The sequence below is a fragment of the Vibrio sp. GJ43-1 genome (assembly GCF_055808835.1).
The window spans coordinates 177841-196380 of record NZ_CM147885.1 but is presented as its reverse complement, the minus strand read 5'-3'; the positions used below and the strand labels follow the sequence as shown (position 1 = coordinate 196380).

Annotated in this window: 20 protein-coding genes and 2 pseudogenes; 13 read left to right on the top strand and 9 right to left on the bottom strand. The window is 43.6% G+C overall.

Annotated elements, in window-relative coordinates; all coding sequences use genetic code 11:
* Positions 1–23: 23 nt before the first annotated feature.
* A pseudogene (locus tag AC0L66_RS18135) lies at positions 24–1591 on the bottom strand (transposase).
* Between the two features lie 119 nt (positions 1592–1710).
* Complete coding sequence (gene deoD / locus AC0L66_RS18130; protein WP_250618054.1) at positions 1711–2421, bottom strand: purine-nucleoside phosphorylase; 711 nt, start codon at positions 2419–2421, stop codon at positions 1711–1713.
* A gap of 328 nt (positions 2422–2749) precedes the next feature.
* On the opposite strand from deoD, the gene AC0L66_RS18125 reads away from it, so the two are divergent.
* The 5 genes from AC0L66_RS18125 to AC0L66_RS18105 are packed head-to-tail and all read left to right on the top strand — an operon-like array spanning position 2750 to position 6863.
* Positions 2750–3703 carry a YbgA family protein gene (locus tag AC0L66_RS18125; RefSeq protein WP_473570249.1) on the top strand — a complete coding sequence of 318 codons (954 nt, stop codon included), beginning with the start codon at positions 2750–2752 and terminating at the stop codon, positions 3701–3703.
* Positions 3693–4238 (top strand): MerR family transcriptional regulator, encoded by a 546-nt coding sequence (locus tag AC0L66_RS18120; protein ID WP_473570247.1) that lies wholly within the window; start codon positions 3693–3695, stop codon positions 4236–4238. Before AC0L66_RS18125 ends, AC0L66_RS18120 begins: the two co-directional genes overlap by 11 nt.
* A 53-nt stretch (positions 4239–4291) precedes the next feature.
* Positions 4292–4507 carry a hypothetical protein gene (locus AC0L66_RS18115; RefSeq protein WP_473570245.1) on the top strand — a complete coding sequence of 72 codons (216 nt, stop codon included), beginning with the start codon at positions 4292–4294 and terminating at the stop codon, positions 4505–4507.
* 20 nt (positions 4508–4527) lie between these two features.
* Positions 4528–5952 carry a deoxyribodipyrimidine photo-lyase gene (gene phrB, locus AC0L66_RS18110; protein WP_473570243.1) on the top strand — a complete coding sequence of 475 codons (1425 nt, stop codon included), beginning with the start codon at positions 4528–4530 and terminating at the stop codon, positions 5950–5952.
* Positions 5952–6863 carry a L,D-transpeptidase family protein gene (locus AC0L66_RS18105; RefSeq protein ID WP_265675516.1) on the top strand — a complete coding sequence of 304 codons (912 nt, stop codon included), beginning with the start codon at positions 5952–5954 and terminating at the stop codon, positions 6861–6863. Before phrB ends, AC0L66_RS18105 begins: the two co-directional genes overlap by 1 nt.
* A 276-nt stretch (positions 6864–7139) precedes the next feature.
* Here the strand turns inward: AC0L66_RS18105 and AC0L66_RS18100 are convergent, their stop codons facing one another.
* From AC0L66_RS18100 to AC0L66_RS18080, 5 genes are all read right to left on the bottom strand, one after another.
* Positions 7140–8180 carry a phage integrase gene (locus AC0L66_RS18100; protein ID WP_473570242.1) on the bottom strand — a complete coding sequence of 347 codons (1041 nt, stop codon included), beginning with the start codon at positions 8178–8180 and terminating at the stop codon, positions 7140–7142.
* An 18-nt stretch (positions 8181–8198) separates the two neighbouring features.
* Positions 8199–10142 (bottom strand): AAA family ATPase, encoded by a 1944-nt coding sequence (locus AC0L66_RS18095; protein ID WP_473570240.1) that lies wholly within the window; start codon positions 10140–10142, stop codon positions 8199–8201.
* Positions 10143–10296: 154 nt separating this feature from the next.
* Complete coding sequence (locus AC0L66_RS18090) at positions 10297–10869, bottom strand: WYL domain-containing protein (protein WP_473570239.1); 573 nt, start codon at positions 10867–10869, stop codon at positions 10297–10299.
* Between the two features lies 1 nt (position 10870).
* Entirely contained in the window at positions 10871–11254 is a 384-nt protein-coding gene (locus AC0L66_RS18085) for a hypothetical protein (protein WP_473570237.1), read from the bottom strand.
* 29 nt (positions 11255–11283) lie between these two features.
* The gene (locus tag AC0L66_RS18080; protein ID WP_473570236.1) at positions 11284–11892 is read right to left on the bottom strand and encodes a helix-turn-helix domain-containing protein; all 609 of its coding nucleotides are present in this window, start codon (positions 11890–11892) and stop codon (positions 11284–11286) included.
* Between the two features lie 92 nt (positions 11893–11984).
* Between AC0L66_RS18080 and AC0L66_RS18075 the strand changes: the two genes are divergently transcribed.
* The 8 genes and pseudogenes from AC0L66_RS18075 (at position 11985) to AC0L66_RS18040 (ending at position 17376) form a co-directional block, all read left to right on the top strand.
* On the top strand, positions 11985–12185 hold the full coding sequence (locus tag AC0L66_RS18075) for a Rha family transcriptional regulator (protein WP_428751150.1): 201 nt from the start codon (positions 11985–11987) through the stop codon (positions 12183–12185).
* 152 nt (positions 12186–12337) lie between these two features.
* On the top strand, positions 12338–12877 hold the full coding sequence (locus tag AC0L66_RS18070) for a phage regulatory CII family protein (RefSeq protein ID WP_473570234.1): 540 nt from the start codon (positions 12338–12340) through the stop codon (positions 12875–12877).
* Between the two features lie 9 nt (positions 12878–12886).
* Positions 12887–13237, top strand: coding sequence for a hypothetical protein (locus AC0L66_RS18065; protein ID WP_473570909.1), 351 nt, complete (start codon positions 12887–12889; stop codon positions 13235–13237).
* 68 nt (positions 13238–13305) lie between these two features.
* Positions 13306–13854 carry a hypothetical protein gene (locus AC0L66_RS18060; protein ID WP_473570232.1) on the top strand — a complete coding sequence of 183 codons (549 nt, stop codon included), beginning with the start codon at positions 13306–13308 and terminating at the stop codon, positions 13852–13854.
* Positions 13851–14264, top strand: coding sequence for a hypothetical protein (locus AC0L66_RS18055; RefSeq protein WP_473570230.1), 414 nt, complete (start codon positions 13851–13853; stop codon positions 14262–14264). Before AC0L66_RS18060 ends, AC0L66_RS18055 begins: the two co-directional genes overlap by 4 nt.
* Entirely contained in the window at positions 14264–14491 is a 228-nt protein-coding gene (locus tag AC0L66_RS18050) for a hypothetical protein (protein ID WP_473570228.1), read from the top strand. Before AC0L66_RS18055 ends, AC0L66_RS18050 begins: the two co-directional genes overlap by 1 nt.
* The gene (locus tag AC0L66_RS18045; RefSeq protein WP_372060146.1) at positions 14488–14673 is read left to right on the top strand and encodes a hypothetical protein; all 186 of its coding nucleotides are present in this window, start codon (positions 14488–14490) and stop codon (positions 14671–14673) included. The genes AC0L66_RS18050 and AC0L66_RS18045 overlap by 4 nt, the downstream gene beginning before the upstream one ends.
* Positions 14667–17376 (top strand): annotated as a pseudogene (locus AC0L66_RS18040) (replication endonuclease). Before AC0L66_RS18045 ends, AC0L66_RS18040 begins: the two are co-directional and overlap by 7 nt.
* Before the next feature lie 49 nt (positions 17377–17425).
* On the opposite strand, the gene AC0L66_RS18035 reads toward AC0L66_RS18040, so the two are convergent.
* Both AC0L66_RS18035 and AC0L66_RS18030 read right to left on the bottom strand, forming a co-directional pair.
* Entirely contained in the window at positions 17426–17944 is a 519-nt protein-coding gene (locus AC0L66_RS18035) for a type II toxin-antitoxin system YafO family toxin (protein ID WP_473570226.1), read from the bottom strand.
* On the bottom strand, positions 17928–18077 hold the full coding sequence (locus tag AC0L66_RS18030; protein ID WP_473570224.1) for a hypothetical protein: 150 nt from the start codon (positions 18075–18077) through the stop codon (positions 17928–17930). Before AC0L66_RS18030 ends, AC0L66_RS18035 begins: the two co-directional genes overlap by 17 nt.
* Between the last annotated feature and the right edge of the window lie 463 nt (positions 18078–18540).

The window sequence follows — 18540 nt, the reverse complement described above, 5'->3', positions numbered from 1 at the left end:
GGTTGCTTCTAGAGGGAATCTACTCATTCCAATAACTGTTTTAAGGTCATAGGAGCTTCACAAACGTTGAGTCTTTGGGCTGCGGTGAGTCCTTGCTTATCTTGATAACAAAGATTATGCCAAGCCCGAAAGATGTCGAGCAACGGCATAATACCGCCCGGTCTTAACTTTCTTCTTGGCTCATTAATAAAGCTTTCAAACAACAATTGGAAACGGGCTTGGTAAAATTCAACGCTCTCAATAGACGCAACTTGTAACCAATAGTTGGTATCGTCAACATTGTCTGAGGAAGCGTTACTGCCTGACAAGGTGTCATTGGCTGATGATAGGTAACATAACCCTTTGCTGGCCCCACTGGCTTGGTGCGCAATGGCCCAGCGATCACGCCACCAACCCATAAGAGCAATATCCGTCGTTTTTGATAGTCCACTATTATCCCACTTAGGATCTTGCATGACGTACAGGAGGTCGACGTTGTTGCTCTTGATACGTTCAAGATATACGGTTAATGCCGCAGACCGTAGAACCGGATCTTGAGGCATAAAGATAGCGAGTGGCTTTTTCTCACCAATCATCTGAGAGATATGGAGGTAATGGGCATAAGAGGTGTAGGGCGCTCTTATCAGTGTCCCTGTATTCGGATAGTGGAACTTAGAAAAATTACCTAATGGGTCTTCGACATTACTTCTCGCCAGAATATTCTGATAATTGATGTCAATACGTTCTTTGATGTTAGGAGGAGGCGTCCCAAAAGATATGTTATCTCGGTGGCTTTGGGGTCTTCTTTCGCTTTCGGTACGCTTATTGGTGCTGCCATAGTTTTCTGCGACATACTGCTTAGACAAAAATTGTGCATGGTTTTGATAGGCGTCATGGTCAAGATCGCTGTTCGCACAATTTTCTAACGTGTAATTAGTGTGTTGGCAAAGCACATAGCCGGAGTCAGCGTCGCAGGTTGCGAACCAAAAAACGCCGTTGTGACTGTTGGGTTGCAGGCTTTGGTAGTTTGAAGCAAGGGTATATTGGCGAGCATGGTTTAACCACCGCGCGTCAATATGGGCAAGCTTCCTACGACAGCGACTCGCGATTTGGTCGATATTGTCGTAAAAGGTTTTAGGGTTGATATCAAGCTTACGGCAGATTTCTCTGACTGAATAACCCGTAAATAAGAAAGCCAGTAATGCTTCTTGAAACTCAATCTTTTTATTGGCACCGGACCACTTATCGACAAATGTGCCTTGGCATGATTTACATCGATAGCGTTGGCGATCACCGCTAAATCCAAAAGCGTGATAACGCTCTTTATGGGTATCAACCGATAGACCAAAGTTTTCACATTGGCTGTCTTTACATGCAGGTAGTCCATCATCATGAGTAAGTCGCAACCGCTTTAGCTCGCTCAGGACTTCTTGGTTGTTAAGTAGGGGGGAAACGCACCACATTCTCGGCATACCATCGCAGGTCGCTTAGGATTACTGTGCTGCAAAATATAAAGATTTGCATCACTTCTTCCAAAATTGTCACACGCCAATGTTTTACAAAAATTGAGCTGTAATCCATTTGCGGCCAGCGGCAATTTGCCTTCGGACACGTTCACCCCCTAAGGTTTATATAAATAGGTTTATAGAAACGGGTTTCTTAAATTGGCTTGATATAAATAGCTTCGAAAAAAAGCCAGTGTAATTTCAGGCGTTACACTGGCTTTAAAACTTATAGGTTGATGGCTGTTTCTAGTGCGACGGTCATCATTTCGTTAAACGATTTTTGACGGTCTTCAGAACTTAATTTCTCGCCGCGGATAATATGGTCGGAAACCGTAAGAATAGTCAATGCTTTCGCGCCTAAGTCTGCTGCCACGCCGTAGATACCCGCCGCTTCCATATCAACACCTAAAATACCTAAGTGCTTCATTTTGTCGAAGATGTCGGCTTCTGGTGTATAGAAAAGGTCGGCTGAGAAAATATTGCCGACTTTAACAGGAACGTTTTGGCTACGCGCTTGTTTTACGGCTTCCTCTAGAAGACCGAAATCAGCAATGGCAGCAAAGTCATGGTCATTGAAGCGAATACGGTTCACTTTTGAATCTGTTGATGCGCCCATGCCAATAACCACGTCCATTAGGTTAACATCGTCACGTACTGCCCCACAGCTGCCTACACGAATAACGTTTTTAACACCAAAATCTTTGATCAGTTCGTGAACGTAGATACAGCAAGATGGGATACCCATGCCATGACCCATAACTGAAACGCGTTGACCTTTATAGGTACCGGTATAACCAAACATGTTACGTACATCACAAACTTTCTCTACGTCTTCTAAAAACGTATCAGCAATGTATTGAGCACGAAGCGGATCGCCTGGCATCAGGACTGTTTCAGCAAAATCACCCGGGTTTGCATTGATATGAGGGGTAGCCATGGTATTGCTCCTAATATTTTAACGAATTCTGTTGAATGTCATCATTCTTTGTTGAAATGAATCTTAGCGCCAATGATAAGGCTTCTATGAGATTTTAATCACACTTTTCTTTTAATGTTCCAAGGTGACTGGTGATGATAACTAAATCTGTTGAAATCGAAGGCGCAATCGATTGATTGGGTGAATCCTAGATGTTGAAGAAAAAATGCCACATGAGTGAACTGTTACACAAAGGCTACGTACTATTGTACATAACAATTTTTTGTATCACTTATTTTAAAGTGCCTTGGTAAGTTCGCGAGCGCATTTTTTACACAAGGAGTATGTCATGGATGAAAAAACTATCAGCATTGGAATCAGTTCTTGCTTATTGGGCGAAAAGGTTCGATTTGACTCTGGCCACAAGCAAAGCAGCTATGTGAACAAAGAGCTGCGGGATTATTTTTCGTTTGTCTCTGTTTGTCCCGAGGTTGGGATGGGGCTACCAGTGCCTCGACCAACAATACGCTTAATGTCGAATGAAGAGCGAATTAGCCTAGTGGAAACGAAGGATGCGACCAAGGATTATACCGATGGAATGCTGTCCTTTACCCACAAAAAAGTCGCTGAGTTGGAAAACACGGAAATGTGTGGGTATATCGTGTGTGCGAAATCTCCAAGTTGTGGGATGGAGAGAGTAAAGGTCTATACAGTCGGTCATGCTAAGGCGAATGGTGTTGGTTTGTATACCGAGCATTTGATGAAAAAAATGCCATGGTTACCTGTAGAGGAAGACGGCAGGCTTAATGATCCTGTGCTTAAAGAGAATTTTATTTCTCGCGTGTTTGGGTTAAATGATTTCTATCAGTCGATGGAAGGTGAGCCCACTCCGGGAAAAATTGTTGAATTTCACTCTCGCTATAAACTGACACTGATGGCACATAACCCGACGTCTTATAAAACACTCGGTAGGTTGGTGGCTCACCAAAATGAGTATGGGCCTGATGAGTTTTATCATGCTTATCGACTTGGATTGATGGAAGGGTTGAAGCACCGTGCATCTCGTAAGAATGTCACGAATGTACTCATGCACATTCAAGGTTATTTTAAGCGCGTATTGGATGCCGATGAAAAGCGTGAACTGGCACAAGTGATAGACGATTATCGCACTGGGTTACTGCCTTTGCTTTCACCGCTCACGTTGTTAAAGCACTATCTTCGTGCATACCCAGATGACTACCTTGCATCGCAACGATTCTTGCAACCTCATCCAGAAGAGATGCGCCTGCGTTATGGGTTGTAATACTGTTCGCTACGCTATTCGAGACGTTGCAGAGATGACAGGGATAAAACCGGTCACTCTAAGAGCTTGGCAGAGGCGTTATAATCTCGTTCAACCTGAGCGTACTGAGAAAGGTCATCGTTTGTACACTCAAAGAGATGTGGAGACGATTCAGCGCGTTCAAGGTTGGCTTGCCAAAGGCGTGTCCATAGGCAAAGTCAAAGCTTTGTTGGAGTCGAATACTTTACCCACGGAGCATGACTCGTCTCTGCGCCTTGATGAAGCGGAGCAGCTACTTGAAGCATTAAGTGTCCTCGATGGTGATGCGGTGGGAAAGAGCATCCGTTTTGTTCTGAAAGAGTACCCTTTGGATATCGTAGAAACGCGATTTGTCATGCCTGTGTTGACAGCAATAGATTTTGTCAAAATGGGTCAACGGTCCCTGCAATATGCGTTATTTCGCACTTTACTCATTCACCAGTTATTACTCATGATTCAAGCAGAATCGAAAAAAGCGGGAAACGTAAATATCTTCTGGTCAATTTGGACACGGTAGGGAACCTTTTTGCTTGGCTTTTTTATGCCCGTCTTGTAGAGCAAGGAGGGCGAGTGATATTTTTGGACGGTGTCGATGATATTGGGGCTTTATTCAATAAAGAGGCGATTGCTGGGTATCACGGAATACACTTGTTCGCAGAAAAATCGCTATCGGAAAAGCACCTTTCAGTGATCAGAGAGCAGCGATCCAATGATCTTGTTCCGGTTTACGTTTCACCTGTTATAGAGCATTTAATTGATGTCGAATATGACCGAAAATCGCAGTGAGCACGCATTAGGAGAGAATAATGAAACGATTAGTGTTATTTAATCGTGACTTAAGAACCATCGACAATACGGCTCTAATTCAAGCTATTGATGGTGAGACACCAGTGATCGCCGTATTTATTACTACACCACAGCAGTGGACGCAGCATGACTTAGCGCCGATTCAAGCTGATCTGATTCGCCGACGCTTAGAAGCGCTGAATGCGGAGCTTGAGGCGTTGAATGTACCTTTGCTTTATCGACAGTGTGATGATTTCGAACTGGCTAATGAGTGGTTGCTAGCGTTGTCTATGGAGCTAGGAGTCACCGAGTTATTTACGAATCTAGACTATGAAGTCAATGAAAGAGACAGGACTGCCGCACTATCAGCACAGTTTAAACAGCACGGTAAAAAGGTATTGTCATTTGATGACAAATGCATACTTCGACCGGGCAGTGTATTAAATAAACAGGGTAAAAACTTTAAAGTGTTTACCCCTTTCAAAAATGCTTGGAAAGCACAGTTTGCGTTGGCCACCATTCAAAAGCCGATGGTGTCTGTCCCTACCGATGTTCCGGCACACTATCGGTACGCGTCGAATGTTGCCTTTAGCTACCCACAAGTGTCGAGCTCACCTTTGCCTGTGGACACCAACAGTATTATCGATAGGTTGCGAGTATTTAGTCGCGATAGGGTCGCTCATTATCATCAGGAACGAGACTATCCTGCGGTGGATGGGACGAGCCAACTTAGTGCTTATTTAGCGATAGGGGCACTTTCAGCCAGACAGTGTGTGGCTCGCCTCTATCTCGACTCGATGAGATCTGATGGGTCAGAGTCACTGTTATCAGAAGGTGCAGAAGTATGGTTAAGTGAGCTTATTTGGCGAGAGTTCTATCAGCATTTAGTCTATTTCGAGCCTAAATTAAGCCGTCGGCACGGTTACCTCAGTTGGGAGAGAAATGTGATTTGGCAGGGGAGTGAAGACGCCTTTAAACGATGGTCTAAAGGCGAGACTGGCTACCCCATTGTTGATGCGGCAATGCGACAACTCAATGCTACGGGCTGGATGCATAATCGATTACGTATGATTGTGGCAAGTTTCTTAATTAAGGATCTTCACGTGGATTGGCGTTGGGGTGAAGCCTATTTTATGTCCAAACTGGTGGATGGGGATTTCGCTGCAAATAATGGTGGTTGGCAGTGGTGCGCGTCGACAGGATGTGATGGACAGCCCTATTTTCGTATTTTTAATCCCATTCGCCAGGGAGAGCGCTTTGACGCACAGGGAGAATTTATACGTCAGTGGATCCCTGAATTAGCCGAGGTACCAAAGCGTTATATTCATCAACCATGGAAGTGGGAAGCGTTTCAAAAGTTGCAATATCCTGAACCGATGGTTGATCACAAGACACAAAGAGAGATAACCTTAAGCGTATATAAAGAAGCAAAGGATCAACATTGATGTATCGTAGGACGATTTTAGCGGCTTGTCTGAGCTTCTCACAATGGATAAGTGCTGCCACCTATGCGCTTCCCGAAGATGGCAGTAATCTTGTTGGTACTATCCATTATCATAGCATTGTGGCTGGCGAAACTATGTCTGACATAGCGAAGCAATATGATGTAGGGTTTTTGTCTTTGATGGCAGCGAACAAAGGCGTCGATCCTTTTCTTCCTCCCGAAGACTATGTCTTGACGATCCCTAGTCAGACGATATTGCCAGAGGTTGAATACAAAGGAATTGTCATCAATCTTGCTGAACTAAGACTGTATTATTTTGAGCCGGATAAAGATATCGTCCACATTTTCCCTGTCGGTATTGGTCGAATCGGTCAAGATACGCCTGAAATGACGACCAAAATCAGCCAATTACGGAAGAACCCGACGTGGACCCCACCTGCATCAATACGTAAGGATTATTTAGAGAAAGGGATAGAACTTCCTGACGTGGTTCCGGCAGGGCCAGAAAACCCGCTAGGGGACTACGCTATGCGCCTAGCGTATGGGACAGGGTCATATTTGATTCATGGCACCAATAAAGACTTTGGCATCGGCTTACGTGTTAGCGCGGGGTGTATCCGTATGGATCCCAAAGATATTGATTGGCTGTTTAATGAAGCGAAAGTTGGACTACAAGTTCGCGTTATCGATGAACCAATTAAAGTCGCTCTTGAACCAGACCGAAGTGTGTTTATTGAAGCGCACGAGCCGTTGACGCGCAGTGACGGGACTAAAAAAGCCATGTCTATCCCGCAAGAGCTTGAGTGGTGGTTAGATGAGTATGGTATCTCAGATCGAATCGCTAAAGCCGCCGTGTTGGCGCAAAATGGTGTTCCCGTTGAAGTTGTGCCACCGATGGAAGCGCTTGAATAGTTATAAGGATTGTTAGTATGAAACGCTAGCAAGTTTACGTTTACTATTCGCTCCATTTTAAAAGGAAAAAAACACCCGCATATAGCGGGTGTTTTTTATTTATCTGTGTTGCTTACTTAGTGTAATGCGTAGTCATTTTTAGATGCCAGTAAAACCAAGGGTTCCGTAGGTATTTCAATGCGTTACTGTTTTCGTATTTCGCCAGTATTGGTCAATAATGACCAGTGTTCAGAAAATCTGTCGCCATTTTGTCGCCATTTTTCGTTAAATTTATGGCTACAGTCCCAAGCTGGAAATCGGGTTTAATTCCGCTGCCTGAATGAGGTGATCAGGCGAGAAATGGGAATAACGCATCGTCATTTTGATGTCACTGTGACCAAGGATTTTTTGCAGTACCAAAATGTTTCCTCCTGCCTCCATAAATCGGCTTGCAAAGGTATGACGAAAAACGTGGGTATTCTGTCCATCCGGTAAGTCTGGGAAAGTTTGGTTAATTAAAAACGCAACGCCGTGATGGCAGCATTTAAACAACCTATCCTTTTCGCCCGTTGGTTCAAACGCTATCAGTTCATTATAGAGCTTTTCTGTGATAGGCACAGTACGGTTCTTTTTGCTCTTGGTATCCAGAAATGTGATTTTGAATTTAGTAACCTGCGATACACGAAGATTATTAGCTTCTGAAATTCGTGCGCCTGTAGATAAGCAAATTTTACAGACCAGCTCGTATTCTTTGGCGCGTTTGCTTTTAGTGATCCTCTCAAAAAGCGCAGTAATATCCTTATCTGAGAAGAAGCCCATTTCAGATTCCGTTACGGGGATCTGTTTAACGCCAGTTAGTGGGTTGGGTTGTGTCCACTCGCCAAGGGAGATGAGTTCATTGAAAACAGCACGCAAGCATCTTAAATCAAGATTATTGGTGGGTGCGGATATCAATTTGCCTGTATCCGCCCCCGTGTGCCTGTGTTTTGCTTTTCTGCTAGAACGCCAGTGAACAAAGTCTTTGGCAGTGAACTGGATGGCAAAGGGGTTCCCCAGTTCTTCAACAATGGTGCAGAGGCGAGGGTAAAGCTTAACCGAAGATTTTAAGTGCTGGCCGTGAAGTTTGTACCAGAGCTCAACTAAGTCATGAAGTGTGCGTAGGTCCTTCTTATCACCTAGCCAAGGTTTATCATCCACTTCCTGCATGGTGAACTTTTCGAAAGCAAGCGCTTCACCTTTAGTGGCGAAGCGCTTGCGAATACGTTTACCTTTTCGGCCCTGCGGGTAACATTCGCAAAGCCAAGGGTTTTTAGTTTCATTTAACTTACGTACGGCCATTTGTGCTGTGTCATCCCCCTAATTAAATTTCTTAATATGCTTATAAATATCTTCACATAATTTGCGTAGTTCGGGAGTTAACTTCCAATTGGTTGTTTCGTCAGTCATTAGTTCGACAGCGGTGTTACAAAACTTGACTTTGTCTTTAATGGTTCCAGATTCGGCCTTGTAGAACTTTCGTTCGCTACCATGTTTATCTACATATCGCTCTAAGATTTCACCTATTCCAGCACTAGAAGACTGAAATTTATTTTCCCCTTCAAGATTGCTGAAACGAGTGATTTGGCAACCGTCCTTGCCATTGAAGGTTTCCCAACGTTTCTTCGCGGTTTCAATAAGAATCTTCTCTGGAATGTAGTTCTCAATTTCTTTCCACTCCAATAGTAAGAAGTTGCTTCCTAATTCTTTTCGTAACGATTTAACCCTATCGCTTTTGTCTTGGATGTCAGCATCTGCGATAAGCAGTATATTTTGACTGAGTTTTCTAGCTGGCGTCTTAGAGGAATCGTCAGGTGTATCACTAAACTCCCAATGAGTAATGTTACTTCCTTGGTATTCTGTGAAAATGTAATGCAGGTTTTCGTGATACTGTTTTAGTTTTAATGCTTCGTCTTGTTCACCGGACTCTTCCAGTTCTTGAAGGTATTTTTGTAAATAGGCGCGTAAGTAACGTTTGTCGGTAACTCCTTCTACCCAAATAGAACAATTGGCAGTGAGTACAGAGGAAGCTCGAACCCCTAAAGATTGAAGTATGGCCATGTTAGGAGCACTGCTTTCTATTACGGTTATTTCTTCATTATCGTCATCAAGTTCCTGGTGAACACGTTGTAGTGAAATATCTTCATGTTCTTGAGCCATATCGATAAAGTGATTTGAATGAGTTGTCATGAAATACATGTGCTGAGGACGAAGTCGAAAAGCATTGATTAGTGCTCTTTGTAGCCCCGCGTGTACATTTTGTTCTGGTTCTTCAATAAAGAACATTGTTGGTTCTTCATTTAAGAAAGCTTGGACAGTAAGCATTATTATTGTTTGTAAACCATCGCCAAGCTCATAAATTGGGCGCTCTGGTTTGTTACCAAGTTTTAAGTAGACAACATTATTTTCGTTGTTAGCACCTGACGAAAGTCGCGGGACTAACGCGACTTCTTCATGTTCAAAGAAATGCTCTGATAGGAATTGCTCATAATCTTTTACGCTTCGACGCTGGGCGTGATCCCCGAGCAGAGCTTTAGTCAGATCTTGATATAAAGTGTGTCCTGTGAAAATTGAAAGGGTATCGCCAGCACCAGTATTTCTTTTCTTTGTAGGAGTAGTGAAGTAATCAACCATTGTGCGGTTTAGGTAAACGTCATCTTCACAAAGAGTACGTAGACCCCTTAGCAGCGGGATATAGGTTTTATGAAAGGATTTATCGCTATATTTTTTAAGGTATTCATAAAGAGCAGGTTGTCTTTGAGCCGTGATCGCCTTGGTGAACCGCGATATAGGTTCAAGGTGTATTACGTCGCCACGGGTTTGTTTAATTGATGTGATTATATTTTCAGCTATAGATTCCAGTTTGTTTAATGTAACTTCACCCTCGAAGCCATTATTATAAAAGTCTGAACGTAATCTTATGCATAAATTATGGTTATAACCTAGGCCTTTCAATTTCAAATCAATTTTATTTTCAATGTTGGGGTTATCCCAAGAGTCGATAATATCCCAAACTTGCAATTGGTCTGAGTCCATAGCTCTCAAATCGTCTTCAAAAAGAAGTCGCAACAATCGGCTTTTACCCGAATTATTAGGTCCTATGAAAAAGTTAATAGGTCGAATGTTCTCTAGGTGCCAGTTCCAATTTAGGTTTTCTGATGCACCTTTTTGACAAAATTGAAGGTTGGTCTTAAATCCGTTCTTAGAAAATGTAGGGACTCTTAACCTATTAATATACTGGCTATAATATTGTTGTTCTGACATGCGTTAATGACCACTGAGTTCGATTCGATTGAGGTAAATAGCTCTACCATATTCATTTCTATCTGAAAATTAGTTGTTGGAATATGAGTTTTAATTCCTACCTTTAGGCTAATTATATGGTTATATTTTTTTTCTTATTTGCATCGCAACATCTTCAAACAAACGCTTCTCCAGTTTCAACACAACATAGCCCAGAGATTCGGTCTGCCCTGAATGTTCTTACAGCATTTCGCATCAAACAATAACCCTTGATGTAAGTGTCGCCTTGAGAGTTTTGCTCTATCTGTCTAAGAACTATGTTTCTATCGGATACCTTCCCGGCAGAGTCCTTGTAACTCATGAAATACTCATTTCCGAGGTCTAAATCGTTTAAGAATGAAAATCCAGAGTTAGGCTCGATGTTGATACGTTTCGCAGAGCTAGGGATAGAGACTTTGCGAGTGGTTTTATTTTTCTCTCTTGCTTCTACAGAGTCACAGAAATCCGTAAGTAGTGAAAAAAGATGAAGTGCTTCATCGTGTTCTAAGACTTTGTCTTCTAGATATAGCTCTGTAGTTTCAGCTAGTTCTTTAGTTCGAGAGTCATCTTTGGATTCAGGGTACCTTCGAAACCAAGCTCTGAGTTTCTTCGATTCCTCCAAATCAACTTCATCATCTTCGAGAATTTGAAGTGCAAGTTTATAAAGTGCTTTCTCGCGTCTCGGTGTCAGAGTTTCAGTCGCGACCAATTCATCTGTGGTTGAGGTTTTTTACCGCGTGAGGTTGGGGCGCAGCACCTTTTTGTGTTACGTGGCGACTTAAAGGTGCCTGAGTTGGCTCTGGTTGTTCTTTAACTTCTGAGCTTTTATTTCGATTTTTGGCCTTTGAAATGATTTTCTTAACTAAAATTAAGAGGCCATTTAATGCCCCGAACCAAACTAATGATGACAAAGCATAAGGTAGAAAAAGTTTAGAACCATTATCTGCTTGGCTGAAACCTACCCACATTAGAAGTGTAAGCATCGCCCATATAACAGATACAACCTTGACCCATTTTGGATGTTGTCCTTTTACAACCCAGAAAACGGTAGGTACGGGTAAAACAACTGTTGCCAGTTTTAATCCAATTTTCATTTTTGATTCCTAGCCAATCAATAGACGTTTTATTTCTTCTTCATTTCCATAGCCACTCGGCCTAGAACTTTTATATCTTCTTCTGCAACTTCGACGGTTGATTCACCGAACGCTATTGCCAGCTTTTTGCCTGGTAAGCGTTGCAGGTAGTTGATCGACAAGCGCCCATCAATATCAATTAGGTAGTCGCCTGTTACAGGGTCGGTTGATTCTTGGTTGATGTAATAGATACCAGCATCATCCTCAACCACTTGAGTCAGTGACGCTTTTAAGCCAAAGCGTTCTAAAGTGGCTTGGTCTATCGCCATATTGCCACTTTCTACCAACACGCCATCCTGCAATTTAGATATTTGCATGCTTTCGGTGGATGCAGAGTCGGTCTTATTACCTTCGAAAGGTTCACCTTCACCAAGTGCCATGTACTTAACAGAAGCTCCGGTCGCTAAGTGCGTTCGAATAATCAACTCAAATGAAGTGCGGTTATGTGCGTTCCATGTGTTTAGTGTTGATCTTGGTATGCCATATACGTCCGCTAGCTTATAAAGTGTGTCAACTGAGTTAACTGTCTTTAAGGCTTCTGTGAATTCTTTGCCAGATAAATAGTCTGGGATCGTAAAAACAGGTTGCATAGTGCTCATTGTCGATCTACCATTATGTTGTTTTCGATTTTTGATGTGTCATATCTCACCATTCGACATCAAAATAAACTTATCTAAGTAGGATACCACTTATGGCAAGTCTTCAAATAGCGTTGGACGCACCTTTTTGCACGAAAAAAGAGTTTATTAGACGTACTGGCTGGTCTACATCGTCACTTGATAGAGCAATAGCCCGTGGCGAAATCCCAATTCTTCCTAAACATGGCGAGAAAGGCTCCGTGCTCATCAACTTAGTGAAAGTGTTCGAGCGTTCTGCGGAGCAAAAAGTATGAGCTTTCTCACCACCCTTAAAACCAAACCCACTTTGCACCAATCGCAAAGTGAGTCTTGGGAAGAAAGCTATCCAAACGAATGCCCCCTTTGGCTCAATGTCGTTGGTTGGCTATTCGTTTTCGTCCCTTTCTTCTTCATTTGAGTATTGGCTATGGACGCAAGCAACTCAATGTGCGGATTCTGTGAGTCCAAACAAAAGTCATTTGACGAGGCTTGTTTCTCATTCGCGAGACAAGAGAACATGGAAGCGATCGCCAGAAAGCTAAAAATGCAGCCCGGCATGCTGCGTAATAAGCTGAATCCTGATCAGCCCCATGTTCTAAAACCTGTAGAACTGGTCGCCATTTCTAAAGTGAGCGGCAACTACACCCTTATCAATAGTCTTTTGCTTGGGCTAGACGTTGTCACCGCCCCGATTGAAAGCGCCGAACACGCGCAAAGCATTGTAGAAAGAGTACTCACGCACAGCACCAATGCTGGCGAACTGTCTACTTGGGCATTGCAACACGGCAATGGCCCACGTTTATCACGCACTCACAAACAGTCACTCATTAAAAAAGCACAAGCTGGCATCGGCAACCTTGTGCTTCTTATCAACGATATCGAAAACCGCACTTCAGGCGTTTCCCCAATGTTAAGCATGGGCGTGGACTTTATTGCCAACGGTGCAGCAATCCCAGGTTTAACCTAAGGAGCCATGATGACCCAGTTAGCAAGAGAACAAATTAAACAACAGCAAATAGCGCAGCCTAAAGCCCCTAATGCACTGGAAAGCATTGCGGCTTGTAAGTCCCTTTTTAACGGTGAAGCGACGCGCCGTAAGTTGAAAAAGGTGTTCAACAATATGCCGGATAAAACTCGCGGCTTAGTGCTGATTGCTGGCGGCTTACCCGCAAAAGACTACCAACGACGCTTTGAATCCTTCAATGATTTAGAGCTGCAGAAAATCCGCACCGGAATGCAGTGCCTAAAAGAAATCGTGGTGGGCTTTGATAAGAAACTCGGCGATGTCCGCCGCCTAAAACACTACCAGTTCAGCAGTACCCATTAACACCCTAGCCAGTGTCCTTTGCCCTCGAAAGGGGGCGTTTTTTTCGTCTTAGCGTAGGAGCATAGAAGATGAGTGAACTAAAACAAGCAATCAAGTTAAACCAAGAATCTAAACAGTTTAGAGATGAAGTGAGAGAAGCGTTAAGTGAGTCTCGTGAACTTCTGAATAGAACAGTCCGCTATAACGACCAAGCAAATATTAACCAACGTCGAATCGCATTTGCAGTGAGTTCGCTACTGCCTAAATACCTTAGAAATAACTTCAACTTAAATGATGCCGATATTGAAAATACGGCAACGGTTTCACGAGACAATGTAGAAGTAATCAAAGAACGTGAAAAGCTCGATATTCTTCACGCTATCAATGTACTAGCCGTCACCAATAGTGACGTTATCCATATTTTTGTTAACTACGCAGCGCATATTAATTGTTTAGCTGTTTTTGCTTATGTCCCAGAGCATGACTATGAAAACGGTGACAACAGTGAACGTCTTTTTGAAAAGAACGTTTGGTTAAGCCATGACTACGCATTGAAGCGATTACTTTCAATCGAAAGTCAGCTAACTGAGTTGATCATTGAAGCCCGTGAAGAAGCCGAAGCCGAGGTGGAAGCATGAGTGATTTTGAAATCCATCTATTCAACACGTCATTTGAGCAAATTTCGGCAAGGTTCGAGAGCAGCAACACTGAGCAACAACATGAAATGCTCATTCAACTCGACGCCATTGCAAAGAAGCTCACCCCCGTTCAAACCCATCGACCACAAGAAGATGTGTTGTCCGACATCAAACAAGCCATGCAAGGCGACCGCGCTTGTGTCTTCTTTGCGCATCACTACGTGAGCTGGTATCGCTCTTGTCAAAGTGAGAACGCGAAACCACAGCTACACCATTGGTCACAGCTAGATATGAACAACCGCCGCCTGTTTATTGAAATGCTCGCCCTACGTGACTTAGGCCACTGGGACGATGAAGCACTTTTCCAGTTCGAGCAGTACTGCTTGGCAGCGATTGGGGAGGGGAGCTAATGCTTAATTTCTTAGCGGTGTACCTAAACAGTGGCGGCGGAGTAGTAAAAAATAGTGAAGGCGAGGTGATGAACGTGCAGTTGGGCGAGCACGATAGTGCTGAACTGGCTATTGAAAACGCTTGTGAGCAGTTTAATTGCACTCATGTTATGAACGGTGTGATTGTGAAAGGTAATCACTCTGGCGGTTTTATGATTGTCGACTCACAGGAGTTTGCCCAGTTATGAGTGAAGCAATCAAAGTGGCTGCTGAAGCACCGGAATATATTCAAACCTTACTCACTGAAATGTTGGAAGGTCACCACCCAGATAACGAGGTACTACTTGGAACGCTGCTTTCAGGAAAAGACACGATTCAAGTACAACTTAAAATCACCCGTAACCCAGCAGATTTCATGGATGAATGTTAGTGGGTTACCTAACGGAACCTGTCGAAATAGAACGGTTCGACCTTCCCTATAACTCCCCCCTTTCACCAATTGATGGGGGGAATGCTTGTATTCCTCATGGCTTTCAACCTGTTCAGGTAGAGCCAGACGATTTATCTGTTATTCAACGTATTCTTTACGACACAAGCCCAGATGATTATCACTGGACGTCACAGCAATTCGAGAACGTCCCTGCCTATTTAACCAAGTACTTTGCTACTCGCTATGCGCGTATTTTTGAAAAAGAAGGGCGTAAGGTAGCCAATACGTTTATAAACAAAAAACTAATGCCAGCGAAGCAACGAGTATTGCTGGTTTTGAAGCAATACAAACAACTTCCCACCACACAAAAGATTGCTTTGTTCAGTGAAGAACTGAGCAGCACTAAGCAAAGTGATCTTGATGTTCAGCATCCTCAAATGGGGTTTGATTTTGAGCAGGCAGAGAAAACACGCAAGCCAGTGAAAAGCCGTATTCTTGCCGAGCTGGAATCGGATGAAGTGAAAGAGATGGCCTTCAAAATCGGTAAGATTGTGATCGCCAAGGTGCAGCATATTGGCGACCAGCTGGCGAAGCTCGATGTTGATGCCATTAATGAACAGCGCCCTAAAAATGACCCGCTCATTCTTGAGGTGGAAGGGTATGAATTGCTTGCTCAATTCGCGCAACAATTTGGGGTGAAAATCCCCCGTAAATACGTACAACAAACCGCGATAAGTGCTGCACAAGATGTCTCTAAACTCATTGATGAAAAGTGGTGGTTTGGGCGTTTGTGGGCGATCCGTAAAATTATGCGCGAGCATCTAGCTATTGCTATGGGACAGGTGTCTGCAAAGGCGTCCCCCTATGCGAGTTGGAACTGTATTCGTGAGCACCAAGAGCAGCAAAAGCGTAATTACGAATTCATGAAGCAATCTGAGCTCTTTGATGAAGAGACAGAGGAAGTGGTGGAAATGTGGGATACGGTTAAGAAAAGTATCTCAAACCCTGCGATTCGGCGGCATGAACTCATGGCCCGTTGCCGTGGATGCGAAGACATTGGCAACGAGCTTGGCTTGCAAGGGTTATTTCTAACGCTAACAGCGCCGTCCAAATACCATAGTAGTTATAAAAAAGGTGGCTTCATTAACCACTGGAATGGTGCCAGCCCAAAAGAAACGCAGGCTTACCTAAACAATATATGGCAACGCATTCGAGCAAAACTAGGCCGTAAGGGGATTCGTTGGTTTGGGGTACGTGTTGCCGAACCACATCACGACGGCACGCCCCATTGGCACATGCTGATTTGGGTAAAACCTACAGATGCTTTGCAAGTGACAGACATATTCATTCGCTATGCGGTGCTGTTCGATAAAGAAGAGCTTCCTCAAGCCAAACCTTGCTTGCCGTTAGAGGCCATTAATTATGTGGAAGAGCGCGAGTTTTCCAACCCTTTCCGAGTCTATAAAAAGATCTACGCCAATCACTTTCCATCTTCATTAAAGCAGTTTAGGCCAGAGGTAGAGTTGCCTGAATCGGTTCAACTATGGCCGATAGAGCGAGAGGGTTTGACGACGTTAAATATCGACTATCAACCACGCTGCGATGTTGGGTTTATCGATCCAGAAAAGGGGACGGCCACTGGCTACATTGCCAAATACATTTCAAAAAACATTGATGGTTATGCCATGGATGATGATCTGTCGGATGAAGTGGATAAGCCTGTAAAGGAAATGGCTAGAAACGTGACGGCATGGAAAAGCCGTTGGTGTATTCGTCAGTATCAATTCTTTGGTGGTGCACCTGGTGACCACTTACCGAGAGCTGCGCCGTTTCGCAAACCAAAACAAAAAAGCCTTTATGGAATATTTGTACATGCAGCAACGTGTCGACCTACTAACGCTGTATTCCATGTTAATGCGTGATTTGGTCGGCCCTATTAAACCAAGCCGATTGATCTCGAAACCAGAGCTGATGGAAGCGATTGGTAAAAGCTACCAGGCGAGGTTAAAAACAGAAGATGAACCTACCGTCAGCAACACGCTTAAAGCAGCGGATACTGGCGATTGGATGGGTTACATCATGGGGCAGGGTGGCCCATTTGTGAAACGTGATGACCTGCTGATCACCAATTCATATGAAGTACTGCCGTTTGCTTCACCCCATGGTGAAGACGTACGCAAGATAGAGGGCTTTAGCACGCCTCAAGATACGGTGAAAACCCGTACGAAGGTTTGGACCATTCGCAAGAAATCTACGGTGATAGACGGTGCGGAAGCGTGTGCTCTTGGGAGCGAAGCGACTGCTGTTGGAGCCTCTGGCTCCTCTCGGAGTTCTGTCAATAACTGTACGGAGCCCCATAAAGTACAGGTCTGCGATCAGCTAATTAGATTATTCGAACCGAAGGTGAAAAAGAGTAACGCGCCACCGAATATAGATGAGTCAGCACTGGCCGCACTGCTAAAAGGCAGTTCATTAAAGGTAGATAACGAGACAAGTATTCAAATTCGCCCTGCGGAGGTAGACGACCGCGGCAATAAACGCCCAGCGCAGCTGGTTGAAGTCAGCCGAACGCAAGCGGACAACCTAAGTTGGATGGATTTTGAAGGGTGGGATGAAACATTCACCCAACCGAAAGAAGATGACTATCAACAACCCGACCTTTCGTACTTCCCAGAGTTGGAAGGGGAATGGCCGTTGGGGTAAGGGTCTGCAAAGGCTAACTATTTACGTAAAGAGTTAACTTTTGCATACCTTAGCTGTCATCACTTTTAGATTGTTCTTCAACTGTCTTACGCAAATACTCTGCATTTTCGATATAGAATTCAACGTCCTCTCGTTTATAAGAGTCGTGAGCATCAAAGTTGGGTTCACTATCTTCATTTAACAATAGTTCGTGAATGACAAAATGGAACTTATTGTGCAGTTCAAACCCTGAATAGACGAGTGCTAAGTTACTAGTGCAATACCATTGTTTCATATCACTAGCCCAAGAACCGTCGCTATAATGGATATGAGCAACGTTTTCTTTGTGAATACTGGTGATTAGATCTGAAGGTTGTTCAAATACTCTGTCACGACCAAATAACGAATGGACGGAAGGTTCTCTTTCTTGAATACCTTCATTTGGGGCGATAAAGTTATCAGTAGTGATTTTTAGGCTGTCGATTTTGTACTGTTTGAATTCTTTTAGTACGAAGGTTTGTTGCTTTGATAAGGGGTCTAGCTCTTCGCTGTCGTAGTGAACGACAACGTCGTCAGATGGTTTTGACAACTCGCTCTCCTGCTGGAGTTGAAAACTTAGCGACATTCCTACGTCTACGAGCAGCACTTAGCGGAGTGAATGCTTGGCGCATTTCCTCTTGGCTAAAAGGTTGCTTTACTTCTCGACGTTTAGTTGCTGGCATGTTTAATGTCCTAAGCCGGGGGATTTAATTGGAACTATGCAATAGCATATTTAACTAACCCAATTCTGAATCATTTTGACCTTGAGGTCAATGTGATTTCAGTATGTTTTGCCATCAATATCCATCAATGCACACCAATATAGCATATACCTCTTTAACTATTACAGAACATTGGAACGAGGCATTGGCGTCGAAGCCAATACCGTGCCTAACTTTTCTCCAGTGGTTCGCAGTTCGTTGATAGCAGCTTCTTTTTTGAGCATCGAGACTTAAATGAATTGTGGGAATATATTGATCAGCTGTTAGCGAAATATGGTGCCAAGAGCCCATTTTGATAGAAAATATTTTGCGAGCGACATCAAAATATAGAGCATAAAAAAATCGAGTGGGGATTACCTATCTCATTGATTATTTGATGATAAATCCGCCATTGTTTTACTCAGACGGTGGCGACGAATCACTG

Coding starts and splice junctions, on each gene's coding strand:
- deoD (WP_250618054.1), bottom strand. CDS start 2,421: ATGGCTACCCCTCATATCAATGCAAACCCGGGTGATTTTGCTGAAACA.
- AC0L66_RS18125 (WP_473570249.1), top strand. CDS start 2,750: ATGGATGAAAAAACTATCAGCATTGGAATCAGTTCTTGCTTATTGGGC.
- AC0L66_RS18120 (WP_473570247.1), top strand. CDS start 3,693: ATGGGTTGTAATACTGTTCGCTACGCTATTCGAGACGTTGCAGAGATG.
- phrB (WP_473570243.1), top strand. CDS start 4,528: ATGAAACGATTAGTGTTATTTAATCGTGACTTAAGAACCATCGACAAT.
- AC0L66_RS18105 (WP_265675516.1), top strand. CDS start 5,952: ATGTATCGTAGGACGATTTTAGCGGCTTGTCTGAGCTTCTCACAATGG.
- AC0L66_RS18100 (WP_473570242.1), bottom strand. CDS start 8,180: ATGGCCGTACGTAAGTTAAATGAAACTAAAAACCCTTGGCTTTGCGAA.
- AC0L66_RS18095 (WP_473570240.1), bottom strand. CDS start 10,142: ATGTCAGAACAACAATATTATAGCCAGTATATTAATAGGTTAAGAGTC.
- AC0L66_RS18085 (WP_473570237.1), bottom strand. CDS start 11,254: ATGAAAATTGGATTAAAACTGGCAACAGTTGTTTTACCCGTACCTACC.
- AC0L66_RS18080 (WP_473570236.1), bottom strand. CDS start 11,892: ATGAGCACTATGCAACCTGTTTTTACGATCCCAGACTATTTATCTGGC.
- AC0L66_RS18075 (WP_428751150.1), top strand. CDS start 11,985: ATGGCAAGTCTTCAAATAGCGTTGGACGCACCTTTTTGCACGAAAAAA.
- AC0L66_RS18070 (WP_473570234.1), top strand. CDS start 12,338: ATGGACGCAAGCAACTCAATGTGCGGATTCTGTGAGTCCAAACAAAAG.
- AC0L66_RS18065 (WP_473570909.1), top strand. CDS start 12,887: ATGACCCAGTTAGCAAGAGAACAAATTAAACAACAGCAAATAGCGCAG.
- AC0L66_RS18060 (WP_473570232.1), top strand. CDS start 13,306: ATGAGTGAACTAAAACAAGCAATCAAGTTAAACCAAGAATCTAAACAG.
- AC0L66_RS18055 (WP_473570230.1), top strand. CDS start 13,851: ATGAGTGATTTTGAAATCCATCTATTCAACACGTCATTTGAGCAAATT.
- AC0L66_RS18050 (WP_473570228.1), top strand. CDS start 14,264: ATGCTTAATTTCTTAGCGGTGTACCTAAACAGTGGCGGCGGAGTAGTA.
- AC0L66_RS18045 (WP_372060146.1), top strand. CDS start 14,488: ATGAGTGAAGCAATCAAAGTGGCTGCTGAAGCACCGGAATATATTCAA.
- AC0L66_RS18030 (WP_473570224.1), bottom strand. CDS start 18,077: ATGCCAGCAACTAAACGTCGAGAAGTAAAGCAACCTTTTAGCCAAGAG.